At 69.9% G+C, this 19,050-nt stretch carries 18 protein-coding genes; 3 read left to right on the plus strand and 15 right to left on the minus strand.

Going from position 1 to position 19,050, the window contains the following annotated elements:
- Positions 1 to 132 precede the first annotated feature (132 nt).
- The gene (locus tag PCA76_RS28015; protein WP_272613436.1) at positions 133 to 1,974 is read left to right on the plus strand and encodes a M48 family metallopeptidase; all 1,842 of its coding nucleotides are present in this window, start codon (positions 133 to 135) and stop codon (positions 1,972 to 1,974) included.
- Between the two features lie 47 nt (positions 1,975 to 2,021).
- Here PCA76_RS28015 and dapC read toward each other — a convergent pair whose 3' ends face one another.
- Both dapC and fdxA read right to left on the minus strand, forming a co-directional pair.
- Positions 2,022 to 3,131: a succinyldiaminopimelate transaminase gene (dapC, locus tag PCA76_RS28020; protein WP_272619686.1), complete on the minus strand. Its 1,110-nt coding sequence runs from the start codon at positions 3,129 to 3,131 to the stop codon at positions 2,022 to 2,024.
- A complete protein-coding gene (gene fdxA / locus PCA76_RS28025; protein WP_091422126.1) occupies positions 3,128 to 3,454 on the minus strand; it encodes a ferredoxin in 327 nt (108 codons plus the stop codon). Before fdxA ends, dapC begins: the two co-directional genes overlap by 4 nt.
- Before the next feature lie 79 nt (positions 3,455 to 3,533).
- Here fdxA and PCA76_RS28030 point away from each other — a divergent pair, with 79 nt between their 5' ends.
- Entirely contained in the window at positions 3,534 to 4,655 is a 1,122-nt protein-coding gene (locus PCA76_RS28030; RefSeq protein WP_272613437.1) for a GNAT family N-acetyltransferase, read from the plus strand.
- Between the two features lie 149 nt (positions 4,656 to 4,804).
- Here the strand turns inward: PCA76_RS28030 and PCA76_RS28035 are convergent, their stop codons facing one another.
- The 3 genes from PCA76_RS28035 to mshB all read right to left on the minus strand — a co-directional run bounded on the left by PCA76_RS28035 (position 4,805) and on the right by mshB (position 6,730).
- On the minus strand, positions 4,805 to 5,269 hold the full coding sequence (locus tag PCA76_RS28035) for a hypothetical protein (RefSeq protein WP_272613438.1): 465 nt from the start codon (positions 5,267 to 5,269) through the stop codon (positions 4,805 to 4,807).
- Positions 5,270 to 5,351: 82 nt separating this feature from the next.
- Positions 5,352 to 5,786, minus strand: coding sequence for a hypothetical protein (locus PCA76_RS28040; RefSeq protein WP_272613439.1), 435 nt, complete (start codon positions 5,784 to 5,786; stop codon positions 5,352 to 5,354).
- Positions 5,787 to 5,803: 17 nt separating this feature from the next.
- On the minus strand, positions 5,804 to 6,730 hold the full coding sequence (gene mshB / locus PCA76_RS28045; protein ID WP_272613440.1) for an N-acetyl-1-D-myo-inositol-2-amino-2-deoxy-alpha-D-glucopyranoside deacetylase: 927 nt from the start codon (positions 6,728 to 6,730) through the stop codon (positions 5,804 to 5,806).
- 86 nt (positions 6,731 to 6,816) lie between these two features.
- Here mshB and PCA76_RS28050 point away from each other — a divergent pair, with 86 nt between their 5' ends.
- Entirely contained in the window at positions 6,817 to 8,976 is a 2,160-nt protein-coding gene (locus tag PCA76_RS28050; protein WP_272613441.1) for a S9 family peptidase, read from the plus strand.
- A gap of 76 nt (positions 8,977 to 9,052) precedes the next feature.
- Here PCA76_RS28050 and PCA76_RS28055 read toward each other — a convergent pair whose 3' ends face one another.
- The 10 genes from PCA76_RS28055 to PCA76_RS28100 form a co-directional block, all read right to left on the minus strand.
- Complete coding sequence (locus tag PCA76_RS28055) at positions 9,053 to 9,616, minus strand: dihydrofolate reductase family protein (protein WP_272613442.1); 564 nt, start codon at positions 9,614 to 9,616, stop codon at positions 9,053 to 9,055.
- 2 nt (positions 9,617 to 9,618) lie between these two features.
- A complete protein-coding gene (locus tag PCA76_RS28060) occupies positions 9,619 to 10,074 on the minus strand; it encodes an SRPBCC family protein (protein ID WP_272613443.1) in 456 nt (151 codons plus the stop codon).
- A 32-nt stretch (positions 10,075 to 10,106) separates the two neighbouring features.
- A complete protein-coding gene (locus PCA76_RS28065; RefSeq protein ID WP_272613444.1) occupies positions 10,107 to 10,481 on the minus strand; it encodes an ArsR/SmtB family transcription factor in 375 nt (124 codons plus the stop codon).
- A gap of 243 nt (positions 10,482 to 10,724) precedes the next feature.
- Positions 10,725 to 12,467, minus strand: a complete 1,743-nt coding sequence (locus PCA76_RS28070; protein ID WP_272613445.1) for an ABC transporter substrate-binding protein — start codon at positions 12,465 to 12,467, stop codon at positions 10,725 to 10,727.
- 145 nt (positions 12,468 to 12,612) lie between these two features.
- The gene (locus PCA76_RS28075; protein ID WP_272613446.1) at positions 12,613 to 13,599 is read right to left on the minus strand and encodes an ABC transporter permease; all 987 of its coding nucleotides are present in this window, start codon (positions 13,597 to 13,599) and stop codon (positions 12,613 to 12,615) included.
- Between the two features lie 9 nt (positions 13,600 to 13,608).
- Positions 13,609 to 14,616: an ABC transporter permease gene (locus tag PCA76_RS28080; protein WP_272613447.1), complete on the minus strand. Its 1,008-nt coding sequence runs from the start codon at positions 14,614 to 14,616 to the stop codon at positions 13,609 to 13,611.
- Positions 14,613 to 15,623, minus strand: a complete 1,011-nt coding sequence (locus PCA76_RS28085) for an ABC transporter ATP-binding protein (protein ID WP_272613448.1) — start codon at positions 15,621 to 15,623, stop codon at positions 14,613 to 14,615. Before PCA76_RS28085 ends, PCA76_RS28080 begins: the two co-directional genes overlap by 4 nt.
- Complete coding sequence (locus PCA76_RS28090) at positions 15,620 to 16,693, minus strand: ABC transporter ATP-binding protein (protein ID WP_272619688.1); 1,074 nt, start codon at positions 16,691 to 16,693, stop codon at positions 15,620 to 15,622. The genes PCA76_RS28085 and PCA76_RS28090 overlap by 4 nt, the downstream gene beginning before the upstream one ends.
- A 591-nt stretch (positions 16,694 to 17,284) precedes the next feature.
- Positions 17,285 to 18,301 (minus strand): hypothetical protein, encoded by a 1,017-nt coding sequence (locus PCA76_RS28095; protein ID WP_272613449.1) that lies wholly within the window; start codon positions 18,299 to 18,301, stop codon positions 17,285 to 17,287.
- Positions 18,298 to 18,837 (minus strand): RNA polymerase sigma factor, encoded by a 540-nt coding sequence (locus PCA76_RS28100; RefSeq protein ID WP_272619690.1) that lies wholly within the window; start codon positions 18,835 to 18,837, stop codon positions 18,298 to 18,300. Before PCA76_RS28100 ends, PCA76_RS28095 begins: the two co-directional genes overlap by 4 nt.
- Positions 18,838 to 19,050 lie beyond the last annotated feature (213 nt).

Raw genomic sequence — 19,050 nt, forward strand, 5'->3', positions numbered from 1 at the left:
CCCGTGACGACCGGCAGATCGTAGATCTTGACGAGGCCGATCCGGAAGGGGGTTGTCCTCTTCAGACCGACGTCGTACGGTCCGCTCCGCCCGCCGCTTCGACGCGGGCTCACAGCGGGGGAAGGAAACGAAATGTCCGCGACATACCGGGCGCTCGCCTCGGTGGTCATGTTGATTGGCTTCTACGTCGTCGCGCTCCTACAGCTCGCCGCCGTAGCCGCGCTCGGGGTCTGGCTGTATGGCCACACCAACGGGCTCGTCACCGGGAAGCTCCTGCTGCCCCTGGTCGTCGCGCTGGGCGCGGTGGCCGTCGGGCTCTGGCGCGCCATCCGTACGAAGAACGAACCGGCACCTGGTCTGATCGTCACCGAGCGCGAGGCCCCGGGGTTGTGGGCCAACGTACGCGAGCTGGCCACCGCGGTCGGCACTCGCGCGCCGGACGAGATCCGGCTGGTGCCGGAGGTGAATGCGGCGGTCGCCGAGCAGAGCCGACTGCTCGGCCTCGTCGGTGGACGGCGCACCCTGTATGTCGGACTGCCGCTGCTCCAGGCGATGCGGATCGACCAGTTGCGCTCGGTGCTCGCGCACGAGCTGGGCCACTACTCCGGCAAGCACACCCGCCTCGGCGCCGTGGCGTACCGGGGCCGGCTGGCGATCGCGGAGACGCTGGAGCGGATCAGCCCGCGCAACCCGATCGGCTGGGTCTTCAAGGGCTACTCGAAGCTCTACCTGATGGTGGACAACGCCGCGTCGCGGCGGCAGGAGTTGGAGGCCGACCGGTCCTCGGTGCTGCTGGCCGGGCACGACGCCGCGGCCTCCGCGCTGCGTACGCTGCCAGCGCTCGACGCGGCCTGGGGCTTCTTCATGCGCCGGTACGTCGAGCCGGGCTGGTCTGCCGAGCTGGTGCCGGACGACCTCTTCGGCGGTTTCGGCCAACTGCTCCAGGCACGGCGGGATGAAATCACCGAGCTGCGGGAGAACGCCGCCGATCGGGAGCCGTCGCCCTGGGACACCCACCCGCCGATCGGCGTCCGGGTCGCCGCGATGGCGGCCCTCCCGGCGGGGACGGTCACGCCGGACGAACGGCCGGCCGCGCTGCTGCTCGCCGACATGGCCGCCGCCGGAAGGCAGTTGCAGGGCATCGTGGTCGACCACGGCCGCCGGCAGGCGCTGCCGTGGACGCAGTTCACCGCCGCGTCGGTGGCGGCCGGGGTGCAACAGCAGGCGGACGGCATCTATCGGGCAGCGGGGCGGTTCACGGGCGTCACCGGGCCGGGCCTCACGACGGTGCTGGACCTGGTGAGCTCCGGCCGACTGGGCGAGTTTGCCGAGCAGTTCTTCGGCGACGCCACCCGCAAGGAGGCGAGCGCCCGGTTCGCCGGGCCGATGGAGACGCTGCTCGACAACGCGGCCGTCCGGTCCGGCCAGGCCCACTGGCAACTCTCCTGGTCCGGCCCGGCGCAGCTCGTCGGCCCGGACGGGCAACCGTGGGACCTCGCCGAGATCGCCAAGCTTGCCGTCGCGCCGCAAACCCTGGACGTGGCGCTTGCCCGCCTGGCCGAGCTGGGCATCGACCCCTCCGGGGCGACAGTGGTGGAGGAACGGGTCTCCGGGCGGGACGCCGATCTGATCGGCGCGCTGGCCAACATCAAGATCGACGGCAAGGAGCACGACGTACTCATCCTCGACCGGGGGCTGGTCTTGATCGTCGACCCCGGCAAGGCCAGCCAGGGCGAGAAGCGGCTGCGCGCGCTGGTCGACTCGGTGCCGATCGCGGAGCTGGCGGCCCGGCACACGTTCCTGCCGTACGAGGAGATCGTCTCTGTGGGCGTCAAGCGGGAGGTGCCGCTGAAGGCGGAGCTGACCCTGCACGACGGCCGGGTGATCACCATGCAGGAGCTGATGTCCAGCGAGCTGCTGGAGAAGCAGAGCCGGAACACCCTGCTGCGGGTCTTCCGCCGGATCACCGACTGACGCCGTCCGGGCGGTCGGCTCGCAAGGGTCGACCGCCCGGACCGCGATCAGGCGTAAACGAGGCGGGCCGCGACCGCCGCGACGTGCTCGTCGGACTCGGTCAGCGCAACCCGGACATACTGTCCGGCGGTGGGACCGTAGAAGACGCCCGCGGCCACCAGGATGCCGCGCCGGGCCAGCCAGTCGACCGTCTGCCAGCAGTCCTCGCCTCTGGTGAGCCAGAGGTAGAGGCCCGCCTCGGAGTGCTCGACCGTGAACCCGGCACCGGTGAACGCGGCGGTCAGCACCTCCCGCCGGGCGCGGTAGCGCTCCCGCTGCTCCTCGGCGTGTCGTTCGTCCTCCAGTGCGGCCACCATGGCCGCCTGCACCGGCGCGGGCACGATCATGCCCGCGTGCTTGCGGACCTTCAGCAGCTCCGCGACGAGCGCCGGGTCACCGGCGACGAAGCCGGCCCGGTAGCCGGCCAGGTTGGAACGCTTGGACAGCGAGTGCACGGCGAGCACCCCGGCATAGCTGCCGCCGCTGACCTGCGGGGACAGCACCGAGACCGGCTCGGCCGACCAGCCGAGCGGCAGGTAGCACTCGTCGCTGGCGACCACCGCGCCCCGCTCCCGGGCCCAGTCGACCACCTTCTTCAGGTGCGCCGCGGGCAGCACCCGGCCGGTCGGGTTGCCGGGCGAGTTGACCCAGACCAACCGGACCCGCGAGGTCGGCCCGACCGAGGTGAGCGAGTCGGTACGGACAACGGTGGCGCCGGCCAGCCGGGCGCCGTCCTCGTAGGTCGGGTACGCGATCGACGGCACCACCACCACGTCACCCGGGCCAATGCCGAGCAGGGTGGGCAGCCAGGCGACCAACTCCTTCGAGCCGATGGTCGGCAGCACGCCGAGACCGTCGACCCCGGCGCCACAGGCCCGGGACACCCACGCCGCGATCGCGGCCCGCAACGCCGGGGTGCCGGCGGTCAGCGGGTAACCGGGAGCATCGGACGCGTCAGCCAACGCCCGGCGGATCACCTCGGGCACCGGATCGACCGGCGTACCCATGGAGAGGTTGATCAGGCCCTCCGGATGCGCCGCGGCCAGGGTGGCCGCGGCGTCCAGGGTGTCCCAGGTGAACTCGGGCAGCCGCGACGAGACCGGCGCGGGCCGGTTCAGTGGCCCTCGCCGCGCGGCGGCTGCGCGGCGACGAAGGTGGCGTCCTTCTCCACCTTGCCGATCTTCGAGGCGCCACCGGGCGAGCCCAGCTCCTCGAAGAACTCGTAGTTGGCGCCCGTGTAGTCCTTCCACTGCTCCGGGACGTCATCCTCGTAGAAGATCGCCTCCACCGGACAGACGGGCTCACAGGCACCACAGTCGACGCACTCGTCGGGGTGGATGTAGAGCATCCGATTGCCCTCGTAAATGCAGTCGACCGGGCACTCCTCGATACATGCCTTGTCGAGCACATCCACGCACGGCTCGGCGATGATGTAGGTCACCGGTCTTCTCCTCCGCAAGACACGCCGCGATCTCCCGCGACGGTAAGAGCCTAGTATCTCGCCGGGGAGGGGGTCGATCGTGCTCCGACAGCAGGATGTGGGACACCGGATCGTGGTCCGCCGGATTGTGGGGATTCGCGAAGGCCGGCCGCTCTTCTCCGACGCCCTCGGCGAGTTGGTCGAGCTGAGCGAGACTCATCTCACGCTGGCCACCGCGCAGGGCCAGCTGCGGGTCCCGGTGGCGCAGGTCCACCGAGCCAAGCGGGTGCCGCCGACCCGTCGGCCGACCGCCGCGGCGGTGGTGGCGCTGGAACGGGCCGCCGACGAGGCCTGGCCGGCACCGACGCGGGGCCGGCTCGGTGACTGGTTGCTCCGGTCGGCTGACGGCTGGACCGGGCGGGCCAACTCGGCGCTGCCGATCGGCGACCCGGACCGACCGCTGCCCGCCGCTGTGGACGCGGTCGAGCGCTGGTACGCCGAGCAGGGCCAGCCTCCGATGATCAACACGCCGCTGCCACTCGCCGCGCCGGTCGGCGCCGAGCTGGACGCCCGCGGCTGGGGCGTCCGACCGCCGACCCTGGTGCAGACCAGGCCGCTCCCCGTGGCCGAACCGGCCGGCGCGGCGGGCGGGCACACCGGCGCTGCCGCCGACCAGGCCGGTGCCGCCGCTGGCACGGCCGCCGAGCAGGCCGATGCCGCAGGCGGGGAGGCGAGGGCGGCCGCCGACGAACCCGGTACCGCTACCGGGAAGGACGGCAGGGCCGGTGCCGTCGGCCGGCAGGCCGGCGAGTGGGGCAGTGCGGTCGTTGAGCTGGCCACCGCGCCGAGCGAGGAGTGGCTGGCCATCGCCGCCGGCCGCAAGGGCGGCCTGCCGGAGGCCGCCCGGCACGTGCTCACCGCCGTGGACCAGGTCCGCTTCGCCCACGTGTACGCCGACGGCACGCTGGTGGCAGTCGGCCGAGGCACGGTGACCGGCCAAGGGCGCTGGTTGGGCCTCAGCCTGATCGAGGTGCTGCCGGTGGTCCGCCGGCAGGGGCTGGGCCGCAGGGTGATCCACGAGCTGGCCGCCTGGGGCGTGTCCAGCGGCGCCACGCACGCGTTCCTCCAGGTCGAGCAGCGCAACATGGCGGCGGTCGCGCTCTACCAGCGGCTCGGCTTCACCACCCACCACACCTACCTGACGCGGGTCGCTCCGCACTGACCCTGAGCGCCCTTGATCGACTCGCCTTTCACGATGTCGCGGTATCCGAAGGCCCGGGACACCCCGACATCAACGAACCCGAGTTGATCAAGCCGCACGGCCCAGCGGCGTACGCCCAGCGGCCCACGCCCAGCCAGCCCGGCGGCGGGTCAGCGGCGGACGACTCGGCGCGGTTTGGCGGCATTGACCTCGGCGTACTGCTTGAGTTGCCGGGAGCGATAGTCACGCCCGAGCGCGGTGAGCACCAGGTAGCCGATCAGTAGGCCGGCGCCGGCGGCGAGCAGGTAGAGCCAGATCTGGGCAAGGAACGTCGCCGCACCGCCAGCGAACGGGTTGTGACCGACCAGCAGAGGCCCGACCAGTACGGTCAGCGCCATCGCCACCGGCACCACGAGGGCCATGTCGGCCGCCCAGCCCGCCAGCGTTCGTTGACCACCCCAGCGGAAGGCGACCACGGCCAGGATCAGCCCGATCACCACGAACATCGCCAACGAAACCCGGTCGGCGACGGTGTCGTCACCGTCGTAGCCGAACCGGATGATCAGCCGGGCGACCACGTTGACCGCGAACAGTGCTGCTACGAGCACTCCGACGTCGCGCCACCGTCTGTCCATCGCAGGACCTCCTGCCGTTCGCCCCGTCGCGGGGCCCGTATCCCTGGCAGGAATATCTACCACCCTTACCTGGGTGCCGTCATCAGCCGTGCAGAGCGAGCGGCGGGGCGAGGATCTGCCGGAAGCCCATCACGGCGAACGTCATCGCGCCGGCCACGATCATGGCCAGGCCGACCCAGTTGTCTCCGGCCAGCAGCAGGTCGCCCTCGTTGGTCCGGATGGCGGCCACGGCCATCAGCGCGAACCATGGCACCGCCGGCAGCGCCACCGCCCACCTGCGGCCGACCGCCTCGTACGCGAACCAGCTCAGCACGATGTTGGCGCCGATGGCGAGGAGTGCCGACACGCCGATCAGTTGCCCGCCGACGCGGACCGTGGCGAGCAGCAGTTCCAACACCCCGGTCAGCACTCCGGCGACCACCACGACGATCGCGCCGGCCAGCCGCAGGCCCAGGTCCAGTAGCCGCGGCGGCGGCCCCGCCGGGGGCGGGGTGTCCGGGGCGTCGACGACCGTCATCGGTACGGCGGGCAGGGTCACCGGAGACCGGCCGCCGCGACCGGGGACCGGTCCGGGGCGGTCTCCTCGGGCAGCCCGGCGAAGAGGTCGTCCTCCCAGCCGTACGGCCCGACGCCCGGGCCCTTCTCGCCGACCGCGAGGGTGAAGAATTCGACGCCCATGAACTCGCCGCCGAAGTTGCCGGCAATCGAGTAGAGCCAGGAGGTGGCCGGGATCTGGGTGCCGTGCGCCCGCATCGCGGCCTCCTTGGCCGTGTGCTGGTCGGTGCCGTCGATCCGGGCGGCGATCTGGGCGTCCGGGGTGCCGAAGGGCAGGTCGGCAATGTCCTTGATGCCGCCGAACGGGTTGTCGGAGGACTCGGCGAAGTGCGTCATGCCGGCCTCCAGCACGCTGAGCGGCATGGCCGTCCAGTAGACCTTGAGCGGGGCGCAGCCCTCGGCGGCGGCCAACTCGACCGCGCGCATCGCCACCCGGTGCGCCTGGATGTGGTCGGGGTGGCCGTAGAAGCCGTTCGGGTCGTACGTGATCAGCACCTGCGGGCGTACCTCCCGCATGATCTCGACCAGGTGCCCGGCGGCCTCGTCGAGGTCGGCCTGCCAGAAGGCGCGGGGGTGCTCGTTGGTGGCGAGCCCCATCATTCCCGAGTCGCGGTAGCGGCCGGCGCCGCCGAGGAAGCGGTAGTCGCTGACGCCGAGCGCGGCGCACGCGGCGGCCAGCTCGGTGATCCGGTATCCGCCGAGCTGGTCGGCCTCGGCGGCGGCGAGCTGGGCCAGCGCGGGCACGTGGATCTCGCCCTCCTCGCCGAGGGTGCAGGTCACCAGCGTGACGTGCGCGCCGTCCGCGGCGTAGTGGGCCATCGTCGAGCCGGTGCCGATCGACTCGTCGTCGGGGTGCGCATGGACCAGCAGCAGGCGGCGGTCGGGCAGCATCGTCACGACGGTCACTCTAACTGGCGGTTCCGCCCGGCTGACGCTGACGCGTCCGCCCAGGTCGGCCACATCACCCCCGGTACCGCTCTACGATTTGGCGTGTGGACTTTCCGGAGCTGGCCGCCCGCACCCGCCGGTTCAGCCATGGCGCTCCACGCGCTGTCTCCGTGGCTGAGGACGGCTCCCGTGTGATCTTCCTGCGCTCTGCCGGCCCGGAGGATCCGGCGGACGCGCTCTGGCTGCTGGACGTGGCCACCGCCGAGGAGCGCGTGGTCGCCGATCCGGCAACCCTGCTGGGCGAGGGTGGGGATGTCAGGTCCCTCTCCCCCGGTGAACGCGCGCTGCGTGAGCGGCTGCGGCTCAGCGCCGCCGGCATCGGCTCGTACGCGCTGGACGCCGCCGGGCGCGTTGCGGTGTTCGCGCTGGCCGGGCGGCTGTTCCGGGCCGACCTGGTGCACGGCGACGTGGTGGAGGTGGCCGCCGTCGGCCCGGTGCTGGATCCCCGTCCGGACCCGAGCGGGCAGCGGCTGGCGTACGTGACCGATGCGGCCGAGGGTGTGCGCCGGGGCGAGCTGCGGTTGATCGAGGCCGACGGCACCGACAGCCTGCTGGCCGGCGAGGACGCCGGGGTGAGCTGGGGGTTGGCCGAGCACATCGCGGCTGAGGAGTTCGGTCGGTATCGGGGCTACTGGTGGGCGCCGGATGGCCGTTCGGTGCTCGCCGCCCGGGTCGACGAGTCCCGCCTGGACCGCTGGCACCTGCACGACCCCGCCGAGCCGGCCAGCCCGCCGACCGCCGTCGCGTACCCCCGGGCTGGTGGGCCGAACGCGGAGGTCAGCCTGCACCTGCTGGACCTGGACGACGGCTGGGTCGACGTGCACTGGGACCGGGAGACCTACCCGTACCTGACCGCGGTCAGCTGGATGGAGGGAAGCCCGCTGATCACCGTGCTGCGCCGCTCGCAGCAGCACGGTCTGGTGCTGGCGGTGGACCCACGAACGGGTGAGACGCAGGTGCACGCCGAGCTGGCCGATCCGCGTTGGGTCGAGCCGATCGCCGGCACACCTGCACACCTGCCGGACGGCCGGGTGCTGGTCGGTGGGGAGCTGGCACACGACGGGTACGACGCGCGGTGCCTGTTCGCCGACGGCACCCTGCTCACCCCGCCGTCGCTGTACGTGCGGCGGGTGGTGGGTCGGCTGCCGGCCGCCGCCGGACCCGCCGACCTGCTGGTGGAGGCGAGCGACGGCGAGCCGAGCGAGCGGCACCTGTTCCGGGTCCGCACCACCATCGGCGGCGGGGTGGACGCGCGGCGGCTCACCACCGACTCCGGCTGGTACACCGCGGCGGTGGGCGGGGACGTGCTGGTGGTCGGTATGGCGTCGCTGGACCATGCCGGGGTGCGCTGGACGGTGCGTCGCGGCGATCAGGAGCTCGCCGAGTTGCGGTCGTTCGCCGCCACCCCGCCGTATTCTCCGCTGCCGCTGCTGGAACGGGTGACCGACCGGCGGCTGCCGGCGGCGGTGCTCTACCCGGACAACCACGTGACGGGCCGGCGGCTGCCGGTGCTGCTGGACATCTACGGCGGGCCGGGGCACCAGGAGGTCGTGGCGGCGCGGGCGGCCTGGCTGGAGCGGCAGTGGTGGGCAGACGCCGGGTTCGCGGTGGTGACCATCGACAACCGGGGTACGCCGGGGGTGGCCCCGTCGTTCGAGAAGGCGATCCACCGACGGGTGGCCGACGTGATCCTGACCGACCAGATCGACGCGCTGACCGCACTCGCCGGCAAGCACCCGGATCTGGACCTGGGTCGGGTGGGGGTGCGCGGCTGGTCGTTCGGGGGGTGGCTGGCCGGGTTGGCGGTGCTGCGCCACCCGGAGCTGTTCCGGTGCGGGATCGCGGGCGCCCCGGTGACCGACTGGGCGCTGTACGACACCGCGTACACCGAGCGTTATCTGGGGTTGCCGGAGGACGGCACGGACCTCTACGCGCACCATTCGCTTGTCGAGTTGGCCGCCGAGCCGGTCACCAGCCCGGACCAAGCCCGACCGTTGCTGCTGGTGCACGGTCTGGCCGACGACAACGTGGTGGCCGCACACACGCTCCGGCTCTCCGCGGCCCTGCTGAGCACGGGCCGCCCGCACGCCGTGTTGCCGCTGACCGGGGCCACGCACATGGCCGCGAACGGCACCGCCGAGCGCCTACTTCCGCTGGAACTCGACTTCCTCCGTACCCATCTGGGCAACTCCGCGACGCCGTAGCTGTGAATCTTGGACAGTTTCCGTTCGCGCGGAACGGAAACTGTCCAAGATCTCATGCTGGCGTCACCGCTGTCGTTCACTGTCCGAGAGTGCGGTAGCGGAGGTGTACGACGCCGTTTCGGAATCGGCGCTCATCGAGGAGCTCGAGGTTGGCGCGCATGCCGGTCGGCAACCCCGGCTTGCCGCCGCCGACGACAACGGGGCAGACGATCAGCTGGCACTCGTCGACCAGCCCGGCCTTGAAAGCCTGCGTCGCAAGGTTGGCACCTCCTACGGTGAGATCGCTGCTGGCCGTGGCCTTCAGTTCGTGTACTGCGGCGGGGTCGAAACGGCGTTCGAGTCGGGTGTCGGCAGTTGACACCGCGGGAAGGGTCGTGGAATACACGACTTTGCTCGCCGCCTGCCAGGCGTTCGCGAAGTCGGCCGTGAGGTCGGACTGCGCGGCCAGAGCGGTGTCGGTCTCCCAGACGGCCATCGTCTCGTACAGGCGCCGCCCGTAGAGAAGCGTGCCCACGGACCGCAGGAGGTCGGTGTGGAACGCGAATACCTCGTCGCCGAGTGGAAACCAGTCGAACGCGCCGCGTTCGTCCTCGATGTAGCCGTCAAGCGACACGTTCGTCACGTAGATCAGCTTTGCCATGCCTATACCTCTCGATGATTAGCTGCAACAGCGTGGACATTCATCAGCCTGGCGTCCAGCTTGGTGAACGCCTGGCGCCAACCCTCCTCGCTGGGGCGCGCCAGATGTTCGGGGAGCCACTGGCGGATCTCGAGTCGCGTCCGTCCGTCCGCCTCGTCGTGGAACTCGACCCGGAGTCTCGTCTCGAACGGCTCGATGCCCTCCTGCAGACGGCCACCGACGTGCATGACGCCTTCGAGCAGTTCGCCGTCGGCAACGTCGGTGAGGTCGACGTGGATGTGCACGCGAAGCTCGGGTTGGGCTGCACTGACCTCCGTCCACCGTTGAAAGCCGCCGGGGCGTACGTCGAACTCGATCTCGTCGCGCGGTAGTGAGTTGCCGGTCGGGCCCCACCATGCCGCCAGGTGGTCGGGATCGGTGAAGGCCCGGTAGACGAGCTCCCGCGGCGCGTCGAACACGCGGGAGATGACGAGCTGTGGAGTTTCCGTTTTCATTCGAGCTCCCTGGGGTCGTCGGCCATCCGGTCCGTTGCCCGTCCGGCGGCCTGCACCGCGGCAAGGTGGGCATCGAGGCGGGTGAGGGACGAGTCCCAGAACCGCCGGTAGCGCTCGATCCAGTCGGCCGCCTCGCGCAGCGGGGCAGATTCGAGGTGGCTCGCGCGCCACTTGCCCGACCGCGACCGCGAGATGAGCGCGGCGCGCTCGAGCACTTTCAGGTGCCGTGACACCGCCGGCATCGAGATCGACAGAGGAGCGGTGAGCTCGGTGACCGTGGCGTCGCGTTCGGCCAACTCGGCGATGATCGCCCGTCGAGTCGGGTCGGCGAGCGCCGAGAACACCGCGCTGAGCTGATCGGTGCCAGCCATCGGAAGGGCCCTTCACTTAACCACTATGTTAAGTGTATTGAGACGCGAGCGAGGTTGTCAACGGATGGGTCGCCAGGCCGGCTTGGTCCCGCCGCCGACGTGCCGCCAAACGACCTGCGGCAAGACGGTGTCCGCTTCTGCGGCAATGGGCGCGACTCGCACCAGGGACCTGTTCGGCAGAGACAGAAGGGTCCCCTCCCGACGGCGTTGTCGGTAGGGGACCCTTCTTGCCTGCGGTGTGACTTACGGCTTGACGTGCGCGTTCACGAACGACGGGTAGCCGAAGACGCTGGAGATGAAGACCCCGCCAGCCTTGGACCCGTGCACGTTGTAGGCCACGTCGACGAAGAGAGGCACCACCGGGGCGTGCTCTTTCATGATCCGCTCGTCGAGCTTGGCCCACTCCGGGCCCTGGTCGGCCGGGGCCAGCGCCAGGATGCGGTCCATCTCGGCGTTGATCGTCGGGTCGTTGAAGAACGCGCTGTTGCTGTTGCCCTCGGCCTTGATGGTGCGGCCGTCGTAGAGCACCGGCAGGATGGAGGCGCCGCTGGGCCAGTCCGCCGCCCAGTTACCGATGTACAGGTCCCAGGGGTTGTCCTTCTTCTTGGTTTCGTCGAGCTTCGCGTCGTCCGAGATGTTCCGCAGGGTGATCTTGAAGCCGGCCCGCTCCAGGTTGGCCTTGAGCTGGGCACCCTCCTGCTGCTCGGTGGTGTTGTCGGCGACACCGAGGACCAGTTCCGGCGTCTGCCCGCCAAGCAACTCCTTGGCCTTGGCGACATCGCCGTTGGGGCCCGCCGGGTACGCCTCGTACGCCTTGTAGCCGATGGTGGCCGGCGGCATGAGCGTGGTCAGCGGCGCGGCGACGGTCTGACCGCCGAGCGCCTTGATCATCCCCTCCCGGTCGATGGCGTAGTTGAGCGCCTGACGGATCTTCAGGTCCTTGACCCGCTGGTTGTTGATCACCAGCTGGTTGGCGCTGGGGGTCGGCGAGAGAATGCTGCGCGACTTCAGCGAGGCGTCCCCGGCCACCCGGGCGACAAGCGATGCCGGCACCGCGTTGAAGGCGAGCGCGCTCTGGTCGGCGCCGTTGTCGGCGATCACCCGGTTGTTGGCGGCGTCCGCGGTCGGGCCGAAGCTCCACACGAACTGATCCGGGTACTGGTGCCGGACCGGGTCGGTGTTCGGGTCCCAGTTGGGGTTGCGGTCCAGGGTGATCTGCACGCCGACCTGGTTCTTGGCGACCTTGTAGGGGCCGGACGAGAACGGCTGCTTGTCCAGGTTGACGCCGGTGTCCTTGTCCGCCGGCAGCGGCGCGGTGGTCGGCAGCGAGACCGCGAACGGCAGGTCACAGCGGGGCTTGGCGAACTCGAAGCGCAGCGTCTTGGCGTCCGGCGTGCTCAGGCCCGGCGGCAGCGACGTCTTGTTCTTCTTGAAGTCCCACTTGGTGTCGAACTGCGGGGTGTCGGCCAGCCACTCCTGGATGTAGGTCGGGCCGCCGGAGAGATCCGGGTCGAAGGAGCGGGCGATGCCGTACGCGATCTCCTTGGAGGTGATCGGGCGGCCGTCCTCGAATTTCACCCCGTCCTTGACCTTGAACTCCCAGACCTTGCAGTCCTTGTTGACGTTGGTGCCCGGCGTCTCCGCCAGGTCGCCGACGAGGACGAGGCCGCCCTTGCCGTCGTCCTTCCAGGTGGTCAGATAGCGAGCGAAGAGCGGGTTCGTCATCAGGCCCGCGAACGAATACGTCCGCTGCGGGTCCAGGTGGGAGATCGGCGTCTCCCGGAGGATGGTGAAGGTGCCGCCCTTCGCGGCCCCGCTCACCTCGGCCGCCGGACCCTGCGAGTCCTTGGGGTCGGTCGCGATGACCCCGGTCTGCGTCCGGTCGGTGTCCACCGTGGTGCCCTCGCCCGTGTTCTCCGAGCACGCACCCAATGTGACAACCAGAGCGATCGCGCCGCCTGCGGCGGCCGCTACGCGTAGTCGCATGAAGTACCTCCTTCACCCATGTGCCGTGCGGTCCGTCGGGGCGAGAACCGCCGACGTCCCGAGGATCGTAAGGAAGAAAACCTACGGATTGTGTAACAGTTGTTGATAAATTTCGCCATCGGTGGGTGTGGCGGACACCCGGACGTCAGCGCAGCCGGACCCGGGGGTCGATGGCCGCGTAGAGCAGATCGACCAGCACGTTCGCCAGCACCACGAAGACGGCCGCGATCAGCACGGTCGCCATGATGGTGGGCAGGTCACCGGAGCGCACGGCGTCCACCGCCGTGCGACCCAGTCCCTGGATGCCGAACGTCGTCTCGGTGATCACCGTGCCGCCCAGCGCCCCACCCACGTCCAGTCCGGCGATGGTCACCACCGGGGTGATCGCCGCGCGCAGCGCGTGTCGCCCGTACACCTTGGGTTTGGCCAGGCCCTTGGCCCGCGCGGTGCGGACGAAGTCCTCCGACAGCGTCTCCAACATCTGCGCCCTTGACAGCCGGGCGTAGATGGCCGAGAAGAGGAACGCCAACGCCACCCAGGCCAGCACGAGCCCGCTGGCCCACTTCGCCGGATTGTCGAAGAGGGAGGTGTAGCTGGGCACCGGCAGCAGCCGCAGGTTGTAGACGAACACCAGCAACAGGACCGCGCCCACGAAGTAGAGCTGCAACGAGGCGCCGGTCAGCGAGAAGCCGATGGCCACCCGGTCCAGCCAGGTGCCACGTCGCAGCGCGGAGACCATGCCCAGGCCGACCCCGAGCAGCAACCAGAGGATCGCCGCAGGGATCACGATGCTCAGCGTTACCGGCAGCACCCGGGCGATGGTGTCCGAGACGGCCTCGTTGGTGACGTACGACCAGCCCAGGCAGGGCGCGTCGCACCGGCCACCCTGGGCGCTGCCCAGGTCCCGACCGGTGACGATGCCCTTCATGTAACCGGCGTACTGGCTGATCAACGGGTCGTTCAGGCCCAACTCGGTGCGGACCCGCTCCAGCCGCTCCGGGTTGCAGTTCTTCGGGCACATGCCGGTCACCGGGTCGCGTGGCAGGGCGAAGAACATCAGGAAGGTCAGCACGCTCACCGCGAAGAGGGTCAGCGTGGCCGAGAAGAGCCGCTTGATCAGAAATCGCGCCATGATTTCCCCCTACCGGGACGACTTCGGGTCGAGCGCGTCACGCAACGCGTCGCCGAAGAGGTTGAAGGCGAACACCAGCGCGAAGATCATGATGCCCGGGAAGAACACGTAGGCCGGGTCGGTCTGGAGGAAGTCCAGACTGTCGTAGATCATCCGGCCGAAGCTCGGAGTCTCGTCGCTGAGACCGACACCGATGAACGAGAGCGCGGCTTCGCTGGTGATGAACTGCGGCACCGCCAGGGAGAACGACACCAGGATCGGTGCCCAGATGTTCGGCAGCAACTGTCGGAAGATGATGTGCCCCAGCCCGGCGCCGCTGGCCTTGGCGGCCTCCACGAACTCCCGTTCGCGCAGCGCGATCACCTGCCCGCGTACCAGCCTGGCCGTGCCGGTCCAGCCGAAGATGGCGAAGACGGCGATCAGGACGCCCACCCCGAAGGCCGACGACACCTGCCCCCGCTCGCCATAGAAACGCAGCGTCAGCGTGGGGGTCAGCGCCAGCGCGATGATCAGGAACGGCATGGCCAGGGTCAGGTCGGTGATCCAGGTGATCACCGCGTCGAGCCAGCCACCGAGATAGCCGGCGAGAGCCCCGAGCACGACGCCCATCGTCGCGGTGATCAGGGCCGCGGCGAACGCGATGAACAGCGAGGTCCGCAGCCCGTAGATCAATCGGATGAAGATGTCCCGACCCAGGTTCGGCTCGAGGCCGAACCAGTGGTCCCCGGTGACGCCGCCGGCGTAGCCCAGCGGCATGCCGAAGCCGTCCAGCAGGTTCTGGAACTGCTCACGCGGGCCGATCCCGTAGACCATCTCGATCAGCGGGGCGGCCAGCGCCAGCAGCATGAAGAAGACGAGTAGCACGCCGCTGACCAGGGCCGTCCGATCGCGGCGCAGCCGCAGCCAGGCGAGCTGACCGGGCGAGCGGCCGACGACGCCCTTCGCCGCGGGCTCGCCCCCGCCCGCGCCGGACTCGATCTCGGCCAGCGCCACACCCTCCACCGGGGACAGGCTCATGACGACACCTCCTCGACGACCTGGGCAGTCGACCCCGCGGGTTCCGGGAAGTGACACGCGGTGGCCTGTCTGCCCCCGTCGCGTGGGACCAGCGCAGGCTCCTCGGTGGCGCAGATGTCCTGCGCCTTCCAGCAGCGGGTGCGGAACCGGCAGCCCGACGGCGGGTCGAGCGGGGTGGGAACGTCACCGGTCAGCCGGATCCGGCCCGCCGCGCCGAGCTTCGTGACATCCGGGATCGCCGAGAGCAACGCCCGGGTGTACGGGTGCTGTGGGCGCTCGTAGATGTCCGCCCGATCGCCGATCTCCACGATCCGACCCAGGTACATCACCGCGACCCGCTGGCAGAAGTGCCGGACCACGGCCAGGTCGTGCGCGATGAACACGAACGCCAGGCCAAGATCGCGTTGCAGGTCGCGCAGCAGGTTGACGACCTGCGCCTGGATCGAGACGTCCAGCGCGCTGACCGGCTCGTCCGCGACGATGAGCTTGGGCCGCAGGGCAAGCGCACGGGCGATGCCGATGCGCTGGCGCTGCCCGCCGGAGAACTCGTGCGGGTACCGGTTGTAGTGCTCCGGGTTCAACCCGACCAGTTCCAGCAACTCCTGCACCCGGGCCTTGATCCCACCCGGCGGCTTGATCCCGTTGACCTGCAACGGCATCGCCACGATCCGGCCGACGGTGTGCCGGGGATTCAGGGACGCGTACGGGTCCTGGAAGATGATCTGAAATTCCTGGCGCAACGGCCGCAACTCCCGGCGGCCGGCGTGGGTGATGTCCCGCCCGTCGAACTCGATGCTGCCGCTGGTCGGCTCCAGCAGCCGCACCAGCATCCGGCCGGTGGTGGTCTTGCCGCAGCCCGACTCCCCCACCAGGCCAAGCGTCTCGCCCGGGCGCACGTCGAAGTCGAGCCCGTCCACCGCCTGCACCAGGCCGGTGGAGCGCAGCCCCTGGCGTACCGGGAAATGCTTGGTCAGGCCGCGTACCCGCAGCAGTGGTTCATCGGTCATCGGGCCACCCCCACGGATGCGATGTCCTCGGCGTAGAGCGCGGCGCGCTCATCGGCACCCAGGTGGCACGCGACCAGGTGGTCGGCTGAGCCCGCTTCGCCGGTTGAGCCCGCCGGGCGCAGCTCGGGGACCTCGGTGCGGGACCGGTCGCCGTTGCGGTCCGCGTAGCGGCAGCGCGGGTGGAACGCGCAGCCGGGAGGCAGGTTGATCAGGCTGGGCGGGTTGCCCCGGATCGGCAACAGGTCCGCGTCCGCGTCGCCGTGCAGCGACGGCACGCTGGAGAGCAACCCCCAGGTGTACGGATGCTGCGGCGAGCGGAGCACCTGCTCGACGCTGCCCCGCTCGACGGCCCGACCTCCGTACATGACCAGCACGTCGTCGGCGACCTGGCCGACGACGCCGAGGTCGTGGGTGATCAGGATGATCGCGGAGTGGAACTCGGCCTGTAGGTCGGCGAGGAGGTCCAGGATCTGCGCCTGCACGGTGACGTCCAGCGCGGTGGTCGGTTCGTCGGCGATCAGCAGCGCCGGGTCGTTGACCAGGGACATCGCGATCATCGCCCGTTGGCGCATGCCGCCGGAGAATTCGTGCGGGTACTGGTCGAAGCGGCGCGCCGGTTGCGGGATGCCGACCCGGTCCAGCATGTCGACCGCTCGCTGGCGGGCCTCCCGCCGGTTGGCCTTCGGGTGGTGCACCCGGTACGCCTCGGCGATCTGCCGACCCACCGTGTAATAGGGGTGCAGCGCCGACAGTGGATCCTGGAAGATCATCGCCATGTCGCGGCCGCGCAGCCGGCGTACCTCCTCGTCGGGGAGGCCGACGACCTGCCGGCCGCCGACGGAGATCTCCCCGGTGATGGTGGTCCGCTTGGTGTCGTGCAGGCCGAGGATGGCGAGCGAGGTGACGCTCTTGCCGGAGCCGGACTCGCCGACGATGCCGAGGGTGCGGCCCCGCTCGACGGCGAACGACACCCCGTCGACCGCGCGCACCACACCGTCCTCGGTGTCGAACCGCACCCGCAGGTCACTCACCCGCAGGTAGGCGTCCTCGTTGCCGCGCTGCGCCGGCACGGCGGGATGGTCGTCCGGTTCCCCGGACGGCGCCGGATTCGAGCTGTCCACGGCCGCCTCCCTCAGTGACGAAGAGAACTTACAGGAAAGTCCCGAGGGTGAAAATAAGCTACAAAGTCGGCACCTGTCAGCGGGCCAGAGCGTAACGAGTCGGCATCGGCCTGAACACCCCTCACCTCGCCATCCACGCCCATTCATGCCGCGCGCCGCGCGCCGCGCCGCGCCTCGCGCCTCGCGCCTCGCGCCTCGCGCCAAGATCTTCACAACATCCCCGAAGTTGCTGCCTGAGGCGCGGCGGAGGCAGCAACATCCCCGATACTGCGCGAATCTTGACGACGAACACCGCCCCCGACAGACCGGAAGCGGAGTTTGGGGCGCCCCCCGCCGCCAAGGTCACTCTCGAACCAGGATCTAGTGGCATCACCGACGCGCCGATACCACTACATCCAAGATCGAGCGCGATCTTGTAACTCAGCTGAGTTATCTGCACCACCCCCGATGCGCCTTGCCTGCGACGGCAGGGACTGCCGCGACTCAGGGGCGATCAGGTGAGGTGCAGATGGCCGTGGCAGTGGCCGAAGCCCCGCCGCTTCACCGACCGCGCGGTGTGACGATGACCTGGGCGCCAACGGCCACGATCTGCTCGCCAGTCAACATCGCTGGCGCCTGAAGGTGGAAGGCGGTCCCGTCGGGCAGCGGGACCTGCAGGAACCACCCGTTGAGCGTCTGCACCAGATCACTTTCCCTACCGTTGACCTGCACCGTTTTAATCCGCTTCGCGCCGCTCACCAAGCCCATCAGATTTGTTTCGGGAGCTTCGACGAGATTGACACTGAGTTCCTCGCCAGACACGGGGGCGCGCAGGGTCACGATCTTGTTGTCCTTGAAGGCTGCCAACCGCCAGCCCGCTGGAGCGAGACGCACCTGCAACGGCACCGGCTGGGCATCATCCGCCACGGTCGCAGCCAGCGCCCGCACCGCCGTTTCGCTGCCGAAGCGACCATGGCCGGTGAGCGTGACCCACTGACCGGACCGGCGCTGCCAACTCAGCACCACCGACGTGCCGGACTGTGCCTGATGTTCGACCACGAAGCCGGGCACGCCCTGCAACGTGACGGACCGGACCCGCTCAGGCGCGTCCTGTGGCACATACCGATCGCCGACGCCGAGGTAGACATCGCTGACGCCATCAGTCGCCGGGAAGAGCGCCGTCATCACCGGCCGGTCGTTGCCCTGCTCGTCGCGGGCAACACCGCCACTGAAGGTCGGCGCCGCCAGGCCAGCGGGGCGAGGACGCAACCCGATGGGGTACACCGGCGCGTCGAACGCAACGAGCTGCACGCCCGTCGAATTGCCTGCCGGCGCACGATGCTCCGACAACACGAATGAACCGCCAGCCGCCGCGGCGACCACGACCGCAACGGCGAAGCTTAAGTCAACCCGTCGATGTTGAAGCGCCCAGCTTGCACGTCTCCAGCCCCACCCAGGGTGGGCCGGCGCAATCGCGATCACCTCGGCCATCAGTCGGTGACGAGCACTGGACAAGGCCGCCGAAGAAGCCGCCGGCGCGTCCGGACCATAGTCGCTTAGCAATTCGAGATCATTCATAGCAACTCCTCGTTGATCATCGCCGAGCTGAGGGATTCACGAGTCAGGCGTCGGGCCCGGTTCAGCCGGGACCGGACAGTGCCGACAGGTATGGCGAGCACCCCGGCGATCTCGACGTAGGACAACTCGGCCCACGCCGTCAGCAACAACACGTCCCGGTCCCCGCGCTTCAACCGCGCGAGAGCCGCAGCCAACTGCTGGCGCAGGGCCTGCGCGTCCGTGCGCTCGACGGCTTCATCGTCGCTCGACGTCACATCGGTGGGGATGGCGGCCAACCGGGCCAACATGCGGTACCGGCGCTCCTCCTGCCGCGCCTGTCGGTGCAGCACGTTCGTGGCGATGCCGTACAGCCAGGCCCGCGGATCAACGCCCTGCGATCGATAAGTCGCCCTCTGCCTAAACGCAATCAGGAACGTCTCAGCCAGCAGGTCGTCCGCCGCACTACCGACCCGGCGCGCCAGATACCGGTGAACGGCCACAGCATGTCGGTCGAACAGGGCCGCGAACCGCTCAGGACACTCGACCGACTCGCGCATCAACAGGTCATCGCTCACCAGTTGCGACGGCTCCACGAGCTGCACCGGTGGAGGCCGCTCCGATCGAGGGCCGGCCGGCTCGCCCAAAGAAATATCCCTCACTTCGTACGTTGCGCTCACACCTGTTTATGCCCGCAGAGCGCCACCGGGTTCACGCCGCCGCCTACGGAACTCGGCGGCCCACACCACCAGGAATACCAGGCACACGTCCAC

The organism is Micromonospora sp. LH3U1 (assembly GCF_028475105.1).
GTDB lineage: Bacteria > Actinomycetota > Actinomycetes > Mycobacteriales > Micromonosporaceae > Micromonospora.

Coding starts and splice junctions, on each gene's coding strand:
- PCA76_RS28015 (WP_272613436.1), top strand. CDS start 133: ATGTCCGCGACATACCGGGCGCTCGCCTCGGTGGTCATGTTGATTGGC.
- PCA76_RS28035 (WP_272613438.1), bottom strand. CDS start 5,269: ATGGACAGACGGTGGCGCGACGTCGGAGTGCTCGTAGCAGCACTGTTC.
- PCA76_RS28040 (WP_272613439.1), bottom strand. CDS start 5,786: ATGACGGTCGTCGACGCCCCGGACACCCCGCCCCCGGCGGGGCCGCCG.
- PCA76_RS28055 (WP_272613442.1), bottom strand. CDS start 9,616: ATGGCAAAGCTGATCTACGTGACGAACGTGTCGCTTGACGGCTACATC.
- PCA76_RS28065 (WP_272613444.1), bottom strand. CDS start 10,481: ATGGCTGGCACCGATCAGCTCAGCGCGGTGTTCTCGGCGCTCGCCGAC.
- PCA76_RS28070 (WP_272613445.1), bottom strand. CDS start 12,467: ATGCGACTACGCGTAGCGGCCGCCGCAGGCGGCGCGATCGCTCTGGTT.
- PCA76_RS28075 (WP_272613446.1), bottom strand. CDS start 13,599: ATGGCGCGATTTCTGATCAAGCGGCTCTTCTCGGCCACGCTGACCCTC.
- PCA76_RS28080 (WP_272613447.1), bottom strand. CDS start 14,616: ATGAGCCTGTCCCCGGTGGAGGGTGTGGCGCTGGCCGAGATCGAGTCC.
- PCA76_RS28085 (WP_272613448.1), bottom strand. CDS start 15,623: ATGACCGATGAACCACTGCTGCGGGTACGCGGCCTGACCAAGCATTTC.
- PCA76_RS28095 (WP_272613449.1), bottom strand. CDS start 18,301: ATGAATGATCTCGAATTGCTAAGCGACTATGGTCCGGACGCGCCGGCG.
- PCA76_RS28100 (WP_272619690.1), bottom strand. CDS start 18,837: ATGCGCGAGTCGGTCGAGTGTCCTGAGCGGTTCGCGGCCCTGTTCGAC.